Genomic DNA, 16,647 nt, shown 5'->3' on the forward strand with positions numbered 1-16,647 from the left:
TGTTTGTATATCTTATAAACTAAAAAAGTGTATACTAATTTACTTAAATTAGCATACACTTTTTAATTTAATGACTTTATCTACTGTAAATTTGTTATTTTTTGTGTTTAATCAAATATTCAGCGATTTGAACTGCATTAAGAGCCGCTCCTTTTCGTATTTGGTCGCTTACACTCCAGAAAGCTATACCTTTTGGATTGGTAAGGTCTTTACGTATTCTACCTACAAAAACCTCATCTTTTCCCGAAAGAAATAAAGGCATAGGATATTTTTTTTCTGAAGGATTATCTTCCACTACTATCCCATTAAAGTTTTCGAAGGCATTTCTAACTTGTTCTACAGTTAATTCGTCTTCAGTTTCCACCCATATGCTTTCAGAATGTGCTCTCATAACAGGTACACGAACACAGGTCGCAGATACTGCTATATCCGAATGCATAATTTTACGGGTTTCATTAAACATTTTCATCTCTTCTTTCGTATATCCATTATCCGTGAAAACATCAATATGAGGAATTAAATTTAGAGCTAATTGATAAGCAAATTTTTCAACTTTTACCTCTTCTCCTAAAGAAGATTGTTTTAATTGTTCAATTAATTCATTCATGGCTTCTCCGCCCGCGCCCGAAGCAGATTGGTAGGAAGAAATATGAACTCTTTTTATATGTGAGAGTTGTTCAATGGGTTTTAGTGATACAACCATTTGTATGGTAGTACAGTTAGGATTGGCAATAATATTTTTTGGTGTATGTAAAGCATCTTCAGCATTGACTTCAGGTACGACCAAGGGAACCTCATCATCCATTCTGAATGCTGATGAATTATCTATCATAATAGCTCCGTGCTTGGTAATTGTTTCAGCAAAATTCAAAGAGGTACTTCCTCCGGCAGATACCAAAGCATAATCTACATCTTTAAAATCATCATTATGTTGGAGTTCCTTGACCTTATATTCTTTTCCTTTGAATGTATAAGTTTGTCCGGCACTTCTCTTGGATCCGAAAAGCACTAAATCGGTTAAAGGAAAATTTCTTTGATCTAAAACTTTGAGAAGCTCTTGCCCTACAGCACCGCTAACTCCAACAATTGCGATTTTCATAAATGATATACTTAAATGATTTATAATACTTTAATTTTTTAAGAAATTAAACTGTTCCAAAATGCCTTAGGAATCATTCCAATTACTAAAGCAAGAGATATTGCTGACATAAGGAGTGTCCATACTGAAATTTTCGGTACTTTTTTAATCCGTGCATTAATTATAGTTATCAATATTCCCGCAATAATCATTGAAAATGGATGTTCAACATAGTTTCTTCTAATAGAACCGATTCCCATAATATCTTTAATACTGGAAGATTGAAAAATAGGAGAACTGAAAAATAATACTAATCCAATAATTATTTGTGTATGTGTAAATATTAAAGTTATTAATGATATTTTTTTAACTTGTCCGGTTATTGTTCTTTCTTGTAAGTAATAAATAAACGATACAACAGTAAGTAATAATATAAAAACAAGTGTTATCATACCTACATAATGGTGTATGTTCTTAAAAAGTATATACATGGATTTATTTTTATTTCATTTATTTTAATTAACAAAAATAGTAAACCTACGGTAATATAAGGTGATTTTATTAGTTTTTATTAAAAGAATAATAAATAAGACTATAGAAGCAGCGTTTACATTATAGTCTATTAGCTCTAATTTCACCATATCCGATAAGTGCATCATATGTTCCGCCAAAAGGTGTGTAATATAACAGACTCTGGTAGAGATTTTCAGTTTGCCAGAAAGATCCTGGAATTTCCGAAAGGCTAAGCTGACCGTTTTTTTTGTCGACGGTTGCTATAGTATAATTATAATAGCCTTGCTTTAATAATATGGTCTTCACGTATCTACCTTGAATTTCATCAAAAATCATTTTATTGGAATCGGAAAGTTCGTAATTATTAAATAATCCCACAATATATAAATCTTTATCATCTAAGGGTTTACTAAAAGCTACTGAAAAATTAACAGGAGTATAATCTCCTTCGCGTCTAGCATCCCTTTCTTGATTAAGATCAAAGCGTCTAAAATAATAAGCACCATTTACATCAGGATTATATGCGTAATCTAAAGGATAAGGAGCAATCGGATATAAATACGTAAGATATAAAGGGTTGCTTTCTTGAGATTCTGAGACTCCATAACCGGGTACAGAAATATTTTTAGTATCGAAAGTATAAAATTCATTACCCCCTTCGAAAGCATTAGATAATTGTCCAAATGTGAAAGAATTTCCGTTAACAAATTGAGGTTCTATATTACAAATGCTATTTTTCCAATTATTATTTTGCAATATGCATAAAGAAAGTTGCCTGGTCGAAATTGAATTGATTCCCGAAACAGAAGCCTGCGCTATTACTCGCTGTGTTATATTTGAATTTTTAGCTGTTGAGTATCTTTCATATCCCACATTGATATGTGCAAAATCTTCATAAAATGAAATTCTTTTGCTAAATAAGGGTTTGTGATTTTCATTATAAACAGTCAAAAGGTAATTTCCGGAAACTTTAGGTTGCATGTCTTTGTTAGGAAATTCCAAAGTATAATGTGTATAATTTTGTCGTGTATTAAAAGAGGGTTGATAATCATATATTTGAGGTAAGGTATATCCGTCAATATATTCGGATTCAAAAAGCTGATCTTCATTCCAATTCCTGTCAAAATGCTTTATAGTATAATATATTTTTTCATAACCTTTATCTAAAATATCAAAAGTTAATACAAACATACCCTTTCCCATTTGTATGAACGGGGTTTCATCATTCGTATCGGGATTGAATAATTGAATTCCATTCACCGACGAGCTGTAAATTTTTTCTAACGCTTTTTGAGAAAAGCAAAATTGAGAAAGTAAGCATAATAGAAAAACTTTTTTTAACATTTCAATTTTTTATAGGTTATAGTTTATTATTGAGAAAATTTTACCAAATCCTTTATGTTTGACATTTGACGCAAAATCCAAACTTTTCTTTTTTGGATAAAATTCCCATTAATATCTTTTCCATATACTCTAGGATTAGGTAATAGAGCAGCTAAAGTTGCAGCTTCACTATTAGTAAGTTTATAGGCTGATTTATGAAAGTAATGTTTAGAAGCAGCCTCTATTCCGTAAATACCATCACCAAATTCTATTACATTTAAATAAACTTCCATAATTCTTTTTTTTCCCCAGATCCATTCTATCAAGCAAGTAAAATAAGCTTCAAGACTTTTTCGTATAAAATTTCTGCCATTCCATAAAAATACATTTTTTGCGGTTTGTTGTGAAATGGTACTACCTCCTCTTTTAGTAATTTCTAGTTTTACAATAATTCTTTGTATCTCCTTAAAATCAAACCCCTTATGTTTAAGATAATTTTGGTCTTCACTTGCAATAACTGCTAATTTTATTGAGTTTGGTATACTGTCCAAAGGAATCCATTTTTTTTCTATTTTCGCACCATTTACAAGATATCTTTTTAACATTAATTGCGTATAAGGAACCGGTAACCATTTATATACAAAGACCATAATAATGGATAGTAAAACTAATGCAAAAAATAATCTTTTAAGCCATTTAAAAATAGTCATTAAAAATTAATTGTTGTATTGATATATAATTATTTACTTACCATCCTTTGACAGCTCCTCCTTTAAATTCACGATTGGTAGTTTCTGCAACTTCATCTGATTGATAAGCCTTAACAAACTTTTTTACATTTTCTGCGTCTTTATTATCTTCTCTCGAAACAATTACATTCATATAAGGAGAATCTTTGTCTTCAACAAACAGACCGTCTTTTAAGGTAAAACCATCTTTTGCAGCAAAGGTATTATTGATAATTGCAACCGCTACTTTATTATCATTAAGAATTTCTGTTAGGATGGCAGGATCTAAATCAACTATTTTTAAATTTTTAGGATTTTCAATTATATCAGAAGCGCTGGAAGTAAGACTTTTCGGATCTTTTAATTTTATTAACCCTTCTTTTTGTAATAGTAATAAGGCTCTTCCTCGATTGGTAGCATCATTAGGTATTCCAATTGTACTACCGGGTTGTAACTCCTCAATTGATTTAATTTTTTTAGAATATCCTGCCAAGGGATAAATAAAAGTATTTCCGACAATGGCTAACTTATATCCCCTCTGTTTGATGATATTATCTAAAAAAGGTTTATGTTGAATAATGTTAATGTCTATATCGCCATCATTTAATGCAGTGTTAGGTAAAATATAATCATTAAATTCCACTAATTCTACATCTAAGTCATATTTTTCCTTAGCAATTTTTTGTGCGGTTTGTGCGACTACAAACTCTGGTCCTGATTCTACACCTACCTTAATATAATTCGGATTTTTTGCTTGATCTTTTTTACAAGAACTAAATAATATAGCAGAAATAATAAAGGTAAAGATTATTAATTTTTTCATTATAATTATATATTAAACTCTCGATTTTGTAATTTATGTAATTAAGTTTTATCGGTGATCAACTTTTTTTGAAAGATAATCTCCGGTAAATTGTATAGCAAAAACAAGTAAAACTAATAATAATAATACAAAATTCATAATTTCCATGTTTTTGTTTACATATCCTTCTTGGTATCCAATCTTACCTAGCCCACCCGCACCGACTGTTCCTCCCATTGCCGAATATCCAACCAATGTGATTAAAGAAATCGTAGCACAATTAATAAGCGAAGGTAAAGCTTCCGGAAGTAATACTTTTTTAATAATTTGAAGGGGAGTGGCCCCCATAGCTTTCGATGCTTCCACTAAACCATTGGGAACTTCTATAAGGCTGTTTTCAACCATTCTTGCAATAAAAGGAGCGATCCCTAAGCTTAAAGGTACTAATGCAGCAGGTACCCCAATAGAAGTTCCTACGATCATACGGGTAAAAGGAATCATCCATACAATTAAAATAATAAACGGTATCGCGCGGAAAATATTAACTATGGTAGAAACCGTATGATTGATAACAAGATTTTCTTTAAGCTGTCCTTTACGTGTGATAAATAAAAGGATTCCAACGGGTAACCCTAGTAAATATCCAAAAAAACCGGAGACGAAAGTCATAACAATAGTTTCCCAGGTTCCTTTTGCTAAGAGATCAATAATTGAATTAGACATATCCTAATAAAGTTACTTTAATGTTTTTACTTTGTAAATATTCTATGGCAGCCTGTTCATTGGAAACATTGCCGATAATTTCTGTTAACATAACGCCGAATTTAATTCCGCCTGCATAGTCCATTTGTGCACTTATGATATTATTATTAGTATCAAAGAGTCTTGATATTTCCGATAATACCGGCTCATCAACCGTATTTCCGGATATTTGTAATTTCAATAACGGGTGTTTTCCTTCTTGGGATATAGGAGTTATACGTTCTTGATAATCTATAGGTATTTCTAAATGTAGTGAAGAAGATATAAAACGTTGAGCCAATTCTGTTTTAGGATTCGAAAAAATTTCTGAAACACTTCCCTGCTCAATAATTTTTCCCCCATTCATTACAGCTATATCATCACAAATTTGCTTGACTACATCCATTTCATGGGTAATAAGTAAAATTGTTATTCCTAATTCTTTATTTAAATCTTTAAGCAAAGATAGAATAGAGCGAGTCGTTGCTGGATCAAGTGCGCTGGTAGCTTCATCGGATAGCAACACTTTAGGGTTGTTGGCAAGTGTCCTGGCGATAGCTACTCTTTGCTTTTGTCCACCTGATAGATTTGCTGGATACTGATCTAATTTATCGGTAAGTCCTACTAATTCTATAAGCTCATATACTCTTTTTTTTATTTCAGACTTAGGGGTACGATTTAATTCCAGAGGAAAAGCTATATTTTCAAATACTGTACGAGAAGAAAGTAGATTGAAATGTTGAAATATCATACCTATATTGGTACGAGCGGCGGCTAATTTAGAAGAAGTAAGAGTCATAAGGTTTTGGCCATCAATCCATACTTCTCCTGAATTAGGTCTTTCCAATAAATTAACACATCTGATCAGTGTGCTTTTTCCGGCACCCGATTCCCCGATTACCCCCACAATTTTTCCAGCAGGAACAGATAAAGAAATATCGGAAAGGGCTATATTTTTCTTGCCTTTAAATTCGAATGTTTTGGTAATATTTTTTAACTCAATCATTGAATTGATTAAATTTTTTTAGGTCTTTGTACATTTATAACGTATGTGCAAAGGTACAAATAGTATATAGAAACTCCCATTAAAATGAAATTATTAAGAATAAGAAACTTTGGTGTAAGTAATGGATGAGTGTTGCAATAAATCAATTTAATATTTATACTTTAAAATAATCTTTCTATAAAATAAATTTGCTTATTAATTGTGCGCAATTTAATTTTGTTCAATCTAAAATGATATGGATAGTTTAAAACTTACAGACCAATTGTGCTTCCCGATATATGCCTTGTCTAGGCAAATTACAACTTTGTACAGGCCATATTTGGACAAATTGGGAATCACCTATCCACAATATTTAGTCATGCTGGTTTTATGGGAATATGAAGAAATTTGTGTAAAAAACATTGGCAAATTATTATGGCTGGATAGCGGGACATTAACTCCTCTTTTAAAAAGAATGGAAGAGAACGGTCTCATTATGAGATGTCGTTCTAAGCAAGATGAAAGACATATGTTCATTTATCTTTCTGAAGAAGGGAGAAAAATGAAAGAAAATGCTTATATAATTCATCGAATTCTGAAAAAGGAATTATGCATGAAAGAAAAAGAATTTTTAGAGTATCAAAAACAATTTTATAAGCTATTAACCATCGTTACGAACAAGTGCAAGTGTAAAAATAAAGAAGTATTAAAAGATAAATATTTAAAAGAAAGTAAAATTGATATGGAATTAATAAAATCATTGCAGTGGAGGTATGCGACTAAAAAATTTGATCCTTCTAAAAAAGTAGAGCAATCCTTAGTTGATCAAATTATTGAGGCTGCATGGCTTGCCCCTACTTCTTCAGGCCTACAGCCCTTTAAAGTTATAGAAATTACAAACCAAGAATTGAAAAAAAAGATGGTTTCCATATCCAAGGACCAAAAACAAGTAGAAGACTGTTCTCATATTTTAGTATTTGCTGCCTGGGATAATTATACAGAAAAAAGGATAGATACCATTTACGGTCATATTACCGGAGAACGAAATCAGCCAGCAGATGCTTACAAAAGTTATACTGATCGTATCAAAGGAGTATACCTGAACAGAGCTGCAGAACTTAATTTTGAGCATGCTGCTAAACAGACTTATATAGCTTTTGGATTATCAATTGCCGCCGCTGCCGAGTTGAAAGTAGACACAACACCAATGGAAGGATTTGAAAATGAGGCCATAGATGAGCTATTAAATTTAAAAGAGTTAGGGTTGAAAAGTGTGGTTATGCTTCCTTTAGGATATAGAGACGAAGAAAACGATTGGAACGTAAATTATCCGAAGGTAAGACACCCCAAGAAAGATTTTTTAATTAAAATTAAATAGAAATAAAATAAGTTTATACATTTCTAAAAATTTAAATGGTAAGAGGCTTTATCTTTAAAGGTCTCTTATTTTTTATTTATGTAGGTATACAATATTTGAAAGGAATTAAAATCTGGATGTGAAATAAAATAAGATAGAGGGTGATGATGGATATAATAAATAGGAAGTAAACAGAGTATGTTTATGTACCCAGGGCGGGAATCGAACCCGCACGATATTGCTACCACTGGATTTTGAGTCCAGCGCGTCTACCAATTCCGCCACCTGGGCATTAATTTCAGGTGTGCAAATATACTTAAATATTTTTTTTTATCAAAATTTATGTTTATTTCATTCATTCTTTACTATATTCGTAAAAAAGATTATGAAAATATTAATTATAAATGGTCCCAATTTAAATCTGCTAGGTCAAAGAGAGACAGATATTTACGGTCATTATTCGTTTGAAGATTATTTTAAGCATTTACAGAAGAAATTTTTAGATTTGATATTGGAATACTATCAAACTAACCATGAAGGCTCGATTATTGATAAAATTCATCAAAGAGGATTTAAATATGATGGCATTGTAATTAATCCGGGAGCTTACACTCACTATTCTTATGCAATATATGATGCTTTGAAGTCGGTAACGGCACCTGCTATAGAAGTTCATATTTCGGATATCGAAAAAAGAGAAGAATTTCGAAAGATTTCTGTAATCAAGGATGCGTGTGTACATCAGATCAAAGGAAAAGGGCTGCCCGGATATGAAGAAGCCATTGAATATTTAGTAAAAATGAAAGAATAGTCTCATTTACTATATTTTACAGGAAACAATGAAGGAAAAAATAAGTGCAAAAGTAATACATCAGATTTTATTTCTTATACTAATAATAGCTCTTTTTATTCTTATTATTAGTCAGTTGGCTGTATTTCTTCCGAGTTTATTAGGAGCTATAACTTTATATGCTCTTTCAAAAGATTTTTTTTTATATTTAACAGAGAAAAAGGGATTAAAAAAGTGGCTATCAATAATTATTGTTTTTTTATTAGCCTCCATAATTATTTCGATTCCGATTTTCTTTATCATTGAGCTTACCTATTCTCAGGTACAAACAGCAATAACATATTTCAATAAGATAAATGATTCCCTTGTAGAAGTTGTAAATGATTTACAGGTTAGATACGGGCTTAATATATTAAGTAAGGATAATATCATTAAAGCTACTGCTTGGGTAGGTAAAATTGTACCAAGGATATTAAATTCAACAGTGAATACCGTTGTGGTTTTCTTTTTTTCATTTGTTCTATTTTATTTTATGATTATGAATATTAGGAAAATGGAAAGCACATTTTTAAAATGGTCTCCATTAAAAGAAGAAAATACCATAAGATTGAGTCATCGATTGAAAAAAATGATACAATCAAATGCGGTAGGAATACCTTTGGTTGCTATAATTCAGGGGATTGTTGGAGTCATTGGTTATAGTATTATTGGGTTGGATAATTTATGGTTTTGGTTTGCTGTTACTACTTTTGCTTCTATGTTGCCTATTGTCGGCTCTGCATTAGCATACGTACCGATTGCGATTTTATTATTTGCTTCAGGAGATACATGGCAATCTGTGTTTGTATTATTATATGGAATTATAATTATAGGAACTTCCGACAATATTGCACGTTTTACAATTTTAAAAAAATTGGATGATGTACATCCCTTGATTACTATTTTCGGAGTAATTTTAGGAATGAATATTTTCGGATTTATAGGATTAATATTCGGTCCAATATTACTTTCTAGTTTCTTTTTACTCTTAGATGTGTATAATAATGAATTTAGTGATGGTCCTTAAAAATGGCTAATTTATTGGAATGAATTTTGATTTTTGTAAGGATGGCGCTAATAACCAAACGATTATACTTTGTAATTGTAACGATTGTCATATTGATATCTTGCTTATCTAAGGACAAGTTGTTTGGAAGTAAAAAAGAAATACAAATGAAGATAGTAAAATCTGAAGAAGAGTGGAAGAAAGAACTTTCCTCCCAAGAATATTATGTATTAAGAGAAAAAGGAACAGAAGCTCCATATAGCGGTAAATTTAATATGCATTTTGAAAAGGGTGTGTATATCTGTAAAGCTTGTGGAGCAGTATTGTTTGATAGTAATTCCAAATTTAAATCTCACTGCGGTTGGCCTAGTTTTGACCAGGAAATCGTGAAAGGACGAATTATTGAAAAGTTAGATACTTCTCATGGAATGATACGTATGGAGATTCTATGTGCTAATTGCGGTTCACATTTGGGACATGTTTTTAATGATGGTCCAACAAAAACCGGATTAAGATATTGCGTGAATTCAACCTCATTGGATTTTGTTAAAGAATAATATAACTTTGTAAATGAATTAAGGTTAATAAATTTCGCGCGATGGCAAAAATTATTAAAATCTACCCGGACAATCCCTCAGAAAAATATATAATCGAGATAGTAGAGGTATTAAAAAAAGATGGGATAATTGTATATCCAACCGATACAGTTTACGGATTAGGGTGTGATATTTTTAATCATAAAGCTATGGAAAAGCTTTCGAGAATTAAAAACGTAAAATTAGAAAAAACCAATTTTTCCTTTGTATGCAATGATTTAAGCAACCTTTCACAATATTCAAAACCTATCAATAATAATTTATTTAAACTACTAAAAAGGGCATTACCAGGTCCTTTTACTTTTATTCTAAATGCTTCTAATACATTACCGTCTTACTATAAAAATAAAAAGACAGTAGGTATAAGAATTCCAGATCATCAAATCCCCAGAATAATAGTTGAAAAATTAGGGAATCCTATAGCCTCCACTTCTACCCATGATGATGATGAAATTATGGAATATTCTACTGATCCCGAATTAATTGCTGAAAAATATGATAAAGTAGTAGATATAGTAATTGACAGTGGAGCGGGAGGATATATACCCTCTACGGTTGTTGATTTAACATCAGGTGAGGCAGAAATCTTACGTCAGGGGAAAGGAGATTTAGATTTATATCTTTAAATTATTAAAAATTAAATTAAAATTGACGTTTAAAACTTAAACATACCCTGTACAAAGCCGTTTCATTAAATAAAATTAAATACTCAATAAAATCAAATCTATGATTTAAATATAAAAAATACCGAATATTATATTCGGTATTTTGGTGTAATTCATATAGTTTTTTGAAGAAATGAAATTTTTAACTCATATCTTATAAATTTCTTAATAATTAAATAACTCATCAATGCTAAGTTCTTTCACTTTTCCAAGTTTTTTAACAGAGTTCCAATCTAAGCTTTCTTTTTTGCCAATTAGAGATACATTGTAAATTTTTCCTTTAATTTCTTGATTAAAGAAATCTCTAAGATCGGAAAGTTGTAGCGTTTGGATGCGAGAATACATATCTTTTCTTACATCGTAATCGATGCCTCTTTTTTTAGCTGAAAGATATGACCAATAAATGTTTGATTTAGTAATTCTGTCAGATGCAATTTGTTTTAAAGCACTTTTCTTAGCATTGGTAAATTGTTTGTCAATTTCCGGCATATTATTCATAAGCTCTTTCATGGCATCCACAGCTTGCGGCAATTTATTTGCTTGCGTGCCTATATATGATGAAATAAAATCATATTTATCTTTGTCTGAAGCAACAGAGTAACTTGCATAGGCTGAATAGGCTAAAGACTTGCTTTCGCGTATTTCTTGAAAGACGATAGAAGAAAGTCCTCTTCCAAAGTATTCTCCAAATACTTTTGCGTAAGGCATCTTGGTAATATCAAATTTTTTACCTCTTGATTGGAAAAGTATCTCCGTTTGTACCATATCATAAGGAGAATAAAATAAACTGCCGTCAGATTCAATTTCTTTGTAAATAATAGGAGTTGAATATTCCTTTGATGTTCCGAAATTATGATATTTCTGAATTGCTTTTTTTATTAAAGATTCATTCGGGCCGAAATAAAAAATTTCATGTTTGTAATCGAAAAGACCTTTACTTAGATTAACCAAGTTCGAAGGATTTTTATTTAGAAGATCATTTTCAGAAATATTATTTCTAATTCTATTATTTTCTCCAAATCTAGCGTATTGAGCAAGGGCATTTAAAATCGATTGCTTATTTAACTTAGAGTTTTTTCTCGCCTTAAGAATTGTTTGTACATATTTTTGATAAGTCTCGGAATCAGGTTTAGCATACTTCCATAAATGCTCAAATAATTCAATTCCTTTTGGAATATTTTTTTCCAATCCTTGTAGGCTTAAAAATATGAGTTCATTTTGAACCTGTATAGAATAGGTAATGCCTATTTTGTAAAATTCTTTTTCAAGTTCAGATTTTGTGTATTTTTCTGTACCTAAAAGAGAGAGATAATTTAAAGCAAGAGCTAACTCTTCATTATTGTCTGAGCCGAAATTGAAGATATAGTACAGTTCTCCTAATTCATTATTTTTATTTTTAATGTAAGCAAGAGAAGTATTTTTTACATTATCAAACTTAATTAAGCTTTGATAATTTATAAATTGAGGTTGAATTTCTTTTTCAGGAATTTGGGCAAATTTTTTATAAAAGTCGGACTGTTTCGTACGGTTTAAGGTTATAGGAGTAATTCCCGGATTTTCTACTCTAACGAGTTTATTGTTCGTACCCTTTTCTTTATAAACGACAACATAATTATCCTTATAGAAATTGTTTGCAAATTTGACAATATCTTCTTTACTTATCTTATCTAATTCGTTGAGTTCATCAAGTATGTTTTGCCAAGAAAGGTTTTGGATAAAAGCATTATACATTTCTGTTGCTACTCCATTGGAAGTATCCCAGCTACTTATACGTTGTGTTTTTAAATCGTTTACTATAGCCTTAATTAACCAGTCTTCAAAATTTCCTTTTTTAATTATCTCAAGCTGATCTAATAAGAGTTTTTGCAATTCTTCCAGTGTCTGACCTTCTCTGGGGGCTCCATATAAAGAATGAAGGCCGTATTCTTTGAAAAATGAGGTATAAGAACCCGCGCCTAAAGCTAACTGTTTTTGATTGATATTAATATCAATTAAGCCAGCTCCCGAATTATTTAAAATCATGTTGACCATTTTCGTGTAAAGCGCTTCTTTACTTCCTGCTCCTTCACATCTAAAGGCTATTTGAATCCTTTCGGAAGAAGGACTTTTTACAACTCTTTTTACGACAGATGTTAAAGGCTTTTCGATCGGTCTATTTAGCACCGGCAATTCTTTATATTGGAAACTTCCAAAATACTTATCTACCAATTGGATGGTCGTATCAAAATCTAAGTCACCTGCAAGAACTACTGCCATATTATTTGGAACATAATACGTCTCATAATACTGATGGATAGCTTTCATAGAAGGATTTTTCAAATGCTCGGATGTTCCTATAGTAGTTTGTTGCCCGTAAGGATGAGTTGGAAATAAAGCGTCCATCATCTCATAATTTACCAAACGCATATCGTTATCCTGTGCACGATTAAATTCTTCATATACGGCTTCAAGTTCAGTATGAAAAAGTCTTAAAACCAATTCGGAAAACCTTTCTTTTTCAACAAATAACCATCTTTCTAATTCATTGGAAGGGATATTGTTTTTATAAACTGTTTCATCGAGCCAAGTATGAGCATTGGTCCCAGTAGCTCCAAGTTCTGAAATCATTTTATCGTATTCATTAGCTATAGCATATTTGGATGCTTCTTGGGAAACCTCATCTATTTTTTTATAAATTTCCTTTTTCTTGTTAGGATTTTTTTCAACCTTATGTTGTTCATATAAATCTGAAATACGAGCTAACAATACAGATTCTTTATCCCAGTTTGACGTTCCCAGTTTACTGGTCCCCTTAAACATCATATGCTCCAAATAGTGAGCAAGACCTGTATTTTCGGATGGGTCATTAGCAGATCCTGTCCGCACCGGAATATAGGTTTGAATCCTTGGTTCGTCATCGTTCCTTGATAAATATACTTTTAAGCCATTTTTTAGTGTATATATTCTTGAGTTTGATGGGTCATTTGATACTGTTTCATAGATATAACCATTTGGATCTGTTGCTATTTTTGCTTTATAAATTTGTGCATTTGTTGTCATTATAAAAAACGTTAGTAAAAGTGATAAAAATATTTTTTTCATATTGATCTTTGGTTTATGGGTGTGAAAATACAAAAGATTTTCGTTAAATTTTCTTTTTTTGATATATTATATATAAATATGTGTATCCAATTAAGGCTGAACATAGTGAGGAAAATAAAATCATAATTTTTGCATGGTTAATATATTCGGATTGTGTTAGCGGATTAAAAGCAAGTAAAGTAATAAAAATAGACATAGTAAATCCAATTCCTCCTAGAAAACCAATGCCTAGCATTTGTTTCCAGCTTGTTTCTAAAGGAAGCTTACATAGTTTTAAAATATTAGCCAAGTAAGTAAAAAGTAGAATTCCTAGAGGTTTTCCAACAACTAACCCCAAAAAGATTCCAAGACAATAAGGTTGAGAAAAAAACTCTTGAAAATTTAATTGAATGGGAAGAGCAGTGTTGGCTAAAGCAAAAAGAGGTATAATTATAAAGTTTACAGGATATTTTAGCAAGGATAATAATTGGGTAGCTTTGCCATTATTGAAAGGTATAGTCAGTGCTACTAATATACCTGCAAGAGTGGCATGTACGCCGGAATGTAACAAACAATACCAAATTCCGATACCTCCCAAAATATAAAGGAATAACCATTTTACATTCAAACGATTAAATAATAACAATAACATCCATATAGCCAAGGCTAAAAATAGAAAATACAGAGAAAGATTTTTAGTGTAAAAAACAGCAATAACTAAAATTGCTCCCAAATCGTCAATCACAGCTAAAGCAGTAAGAAAAATGCGTAGGGATAGGGGGACCTTTTTTCCTAATAAGCTTAAGATGCCTAATGCAAATGCTATATCGGTAGCCATAGGGATACCGGCTCCTGAAATTGTCTCATTACCGAAATTTAAGTAAGCATAGAGGCCTGCCGGAACAATCATACCCCCAAATGCACCTAAAATTGGTAAAAGAGCCTGGGAGAATTTAGAAAGCTTTCCTATATATACTTCATGAATTAGTTCTAACCCAACCATAAGAAAAAATATACTCATTAATCCGTCATTTATAAATTCAGATATGGTTAAAGAATTTCCTTGTAAACTGAAGAAATTTAAATTGCCGAATTTTAAAGAAATGGGCATTTCCCATAATTTGTAATATATAGTATGAAAGGAAGAATTTGCTAACAATATTGAAATAATTGTACATATAATTAGCAAAACACCTACGGACTTCTCATTTCTCATAAAATTATATAACAATTTTTGAAAAGTCTTTATGTATTGTGTTTTTTTATTCGGCATTTATAAAAATTTAGTGATGGGTTAAGAGATTAAATACAGCTAAAATATGATTTTAATTTTATATTTTAAAATTAGCCTACATATATACTATTGTTTTTATTAAGATTAGAGAATTCAAAAAAAGAGAAAATAAAATTCATATTCCCGATAATTTTTATATATCCAATTTTTTTTGAGACACAATAATGTAAATGTTTAAATTACATTTTCGTCATATAGTAGCTTTAATACAATAAAAGCAATGAATTAATAGTTTTTGTATAATAAAAACATTGAATTAATGCATTTAGTTTTAAAGACTTTGTTCGGTTATTTAGCTAGGCCTCAATTGTATCCGGAATTAATAAGAAAAATCAATAAAAATATTTTTGATAGAGATAGTGCGATTCAAGGAAAAAAAGAATCCGAAATTTGGTGTATGCAAAGAGCCATTAGTCAGGAAGAAGCAATTTATCAATTAACAAACAAAGAATATTCCTTATATAAGGACTTTCCTAAAAGAATGGCAAAAGCAAAAAAAAATGAAACGGAGTGTCCAGTTAAAATGGGAGGAGCAGGAGCATTGGATTTAATATACGCCTTATGCGAGCACACACAGGCAAAAAATGTTATTGAAACTGGAGTAGCTTATGGATGGAGTTCCTTAGCCATTTTATTATCTTTACAAAAAAGAGATGGCAAATTGTATAGCTCAGATATGCCATATTTGGATAGGAATAACGATCGTTGGGTTGGATGTGTAATACCTGAAAAACTAAAAGAATATTGGAAATTATTTACACAAGCAGATAAAGAGTCGCTGCCTAAAATTTTTAAAAAGCAAAAAACTTTTGATATAGCTCATTACGACAGTGATAAAAGTTATAAGGGAAGATTGTGGGCCTATCCTTTATTATGGAAGAGGATTGAAAAAAATGGATTTTTTATCAGTGATGATATTGGCGATAATTCCGCATTCATGGATTGGGTAAACCAAAATAAATTGGAAAGTGTTATTGTAGGCTTTGAAGGAAAATATGTAGGTGTTGTAAAGAAAAAGTAAAAAAATTAGAATATAATTATCGGAATTAAATAAAAGTTCAATCATCACATTACTATGATGGTAAGGTAATAAAATATTTCCTTCATTAGATATTTTTGAGATACAAAGCGAAGATAAAGATCCCATAATAAAAAAATCATTGTAATTTTAATATTATAAAAATTGATTAGATAATGTTATGGAGACATACGAGGAAATTTTAGAGTGGTTATATACTCAGGTATCAAATTATCAAAATGTAGGGAATTCGGCATATAAACCTGGGTTTGAAAATATTTTAAAATTATGCGAAATTTTAGATAATCCTCACAAAAAAATTAAATCTATACATATTGCCGGGACCAACGGGAAAGGAAGCGTTTCCAATATGACCGCTTCTATAATAAAAGAAGCAGGATATAAGGTAGGATTATTTACCTCACCGCATCTTAAAAATTTTACAGAGCGAATCAGAGTAAACGGAGAAGAATGTTCCGCTGATTTTATATACGATTTTTTAATTAAAATAAGAAATTATTTTACTAAAGATTTTAATCCATCATTCTTTGAATTAACCACTGCTATGGCTTTCAGCTATTTTGCCAAACAAAAAGTTGATATAGCAGTTATTGAAGTAGGAATAGGAGGTAGATTGGATTCAACCAATATC

At 30.8% G+C, this 16,647-nt stretch carries 16 protein-coding genes and 1 tRNA gene; 7 read left to right on the forward strand and 10 right to left on the reverse strand.

Annotated elements, in window-relative coordinates:
* Nucleotides 1-94: 94 nt before the first annotated feature.
* The 7 genes from M3Z80_RS01630 to metN all read right to left on the reverse strand — a co-directional run bounded on the left by M3Z80_RS01630 (nt 95) and on the right by metN (nt 6,191).
* Entirely contained in the window at nt 95-1,099 is a 1,005-nt protein-coding gene (locus M3Z80_RS01630; RefSeq protein WP_293916916.1) for an aspartate-semialdehyde dehydrogenase, read from the reverse strand.
* Nucleotides 1,100-1,137: 38 nt separating this feature from the next.
* The gene (locus tag M3Z80_RS01635; RefSeq protein ID WP_293916918.1) at nt 1,138-1,569 is read right to left on the reverse strand and encodes a hypothetical protein; all 432 of its coding nucleotides are present in this window, start codon (nt 1,567-1,569) and stop codon (nt 1,138-1,140) included.
* Between the two features lie 121 nt (nt 1,570-1,690).
* Entirely contained in the window at nt 1,691-2,935 is a 1,245-nt protein-coding gene (locus M3Z80_RS01640; RefSeq protein ID WP_293916921.1) for a type IX secretion system plug protein, read from the reverse strand.
* A 26-nt stretch (nt 2,936-2,961) separates the two neighbouring features.
* Nucleotides 2,962-3,624 carry a monofunctional biosynthetic peptidoglycan transglycosylase gene (mtgA, locus tag M3Z80_RS01645; RefSeq protein WP_293916923.1) on the reverse strand — a complete coding sequence of 221 codons (663 nt, stop codon included), beginning with the start codon at nt 3,622-3,624 and terminating at the stop codon, nt 2,962-2,964.
* Between the two features lie 37 nt (nt 3,625-3,661).
* Nucleotides 3,662-4,465, reverse strand: a complete 804-nt coding sequence (metQ, locus tag M3Z80_RS01650) for a methionine ABC transporter substrate-binding lipoprotein MetQ (protein ID WP_293916926.1) — start codon at nt 4,463-4,465, stop codon at nt 3,662-3,664.
* Nucleotides 4,466-4,513: 48 nt separating this feature from the next.
* Nucleotides 4,514-5,167: a methionine ABC transporter permease MetI gene (gene metI / locus M3Z80_RS01655; RefSeq protein WP_293916929.1), complete on the reverse strand. Its 654-nt coding sequence runs from the start codon at nt 5,165-5,167 to the stop codon at nt 4,514-4,516.
* Nucleotides 5,160-6,191 carry a methionine ABC transporter ATP-binding protein MetN gene (gene metN / locus M3Z80_RS01660; protein ID WP_293916932.1) on the reverse strand — a complete coding sequence of 344 codons (1,032 nt, stop codon included), beginning with the start codon at nt 6,189-6,191 and terminating at the stop codon, nt 5,160-5,162. Before metN ends, metI begins: the two co-directional genes overlap by 8 nt.
* Nucleotides 6,192-6,426: 235 nt before the next feature.
* Between metN and M3Z80_RS09790 the strand changes: the two genes are divergently transcribed.
* Nucleotides 6,427-7,548 (forward strand): nitroreductase family protein, encoded by a 1,122-nt coding sequence (locus M3Z80_RS09790; protein ID WP_366519845.1) that lies wholly within the window; start codon nt 6,427-6,429, stop codon nt 7,546-7,548.
* A 186-nt stretch (nt 7,549-7,734) separates the two neighbouring features.
* On the opposite strand, the gene M3Z80_RS01675 is transcribed toward M3Z80_RS09790, so the two are convergent.
* Nucleotides 7,735-7,818 (reverse strand) — tRNA-Leu (locus tag M3Z80_RS01675).
* Between the two features lie 94 nt (nt 7,819-7,912).
* Between M3Z80_RS01675 and M3Z80_RS01680 the strand changes: the two genes are divergently transcribed.
* The 4 genes from M3Z80_RS01680 (at nt 7,913) to M3Z80_RS01695 (ending at nt 10,584) form a co-directional block, all read left to right on the forward strand.
* A complete protein-coding gene (locus tag M3Z80_RS01680; protein WP_293916934.1) occupies nt 7,913-8,338 on the forward strand; it encodes a type II 3-dehydroquinate dehydratase in 426 nt (141 codons plus the stop codon).
* Between the two features lie 28 nt (nt 8,339-8,366).
* A complete protein-coding gene (locus tag M3Z80_RS01685; protein ID WP_293916936.1) occupies nt 8,367-9,383 on the forward strand; it encodes an AI-2E family transporter in 1,017 nt (338 codons plus the stop codon).
* Nucleotides 9,384-9,529: 146 nt separating this feature from the next.
* A complete protein-coding gene (gene msrB, locus M3Z80_RS01690) occupies nt 9,530-9,919 on the forward strand; it encodes a peptide-methionine (R)-S-oxide reductase MsrB (RefSeq protein WP_293916937.1) in 390 nt (129 codons plus the stop codon).
* A 41-nt stretch (nt 9,920-9,960) separates the two neighbouring features.
* On the forward strand, nt 9,961-10,584 hold the full coding sequence (locus tag M3Z80_RS01695) for an L-threonylcarbamoyladenylate synthase (protein ID WP_293916938.1): 624 nt from the start codon (nt 9,961-9,963) through the stop codon (nt 10,582-10,584).
* 204 nt (nt 10,585-10,788) lie between these two features.
* Here the strand turns inward: M3Z80_RS01695 and M3Z80_RS01700 are convergent, their stop codons facing one another.
* Both M3Z80_RS01700 and nhaA read right to left on the reverse strand, forming a co-directional pair.
* Nucleotides 10,789-13,704, reverse strand: a complete 2,916-nt coding sequence (locus tag M3Z80_RS01700; protein ID WP_293916940.1) for a M16 family metallopeptidase — start codon at nt 13,702-13,704, stop codon at nt 10,789-10,791.
* A 43-nt stretch (nt 13,705-13,747) separates the two neighbouring features.
* A complete protein-coding gene (gene nhaA / locus M3Z80_RS01705) occupies nt 13,748-14,899 on the reverse strand; it encodes a Na+/H+ antiporter NhaA (protein WP_293916941.1) in 1,152 nt (383 codons plus the stop codon).
* A gap of 337 nt (nt 14,900-15,236) precedes the next feature.
* On the opposite strand from nhaA, the gene M3Z80_RS01710 reads away from it, so the two are divergent.
* Both M3Z80_RS01710 and M3Z80_RS01715 read left to right on the forward strand, forming a co-directional pair.
* Nucleotides 15,237-15,998: a class I SAM-dependent methyltransferase gene (locus tag M3Z80_RS01710; protein WP_293916942.1), complete on the forward strand. Its 762-nt coding sequence runs from the start codon at nt 15,237-15,239 to the stop codon at nt 15,996-15,998.
* Nucleotides 15,999-16,176: 178 nt separating this feature from the next.
* The coding region (locus M3Z80_RS01715) for a bifunctional folylpolyglutamate synthase/dihydrofolate synthase (protein WP_459251433.1) at nt 16,177-16,647 on the forward strand (471 nt) is incomplete at its 3' end.

This window comes from Apibacter sp. (genome assembly GCF_025291155.1).
GTDB lineage: Bacteria > Bacteroidota > Bacteroidia > Flavobacteriales > Weeksellaceae > Apibacter.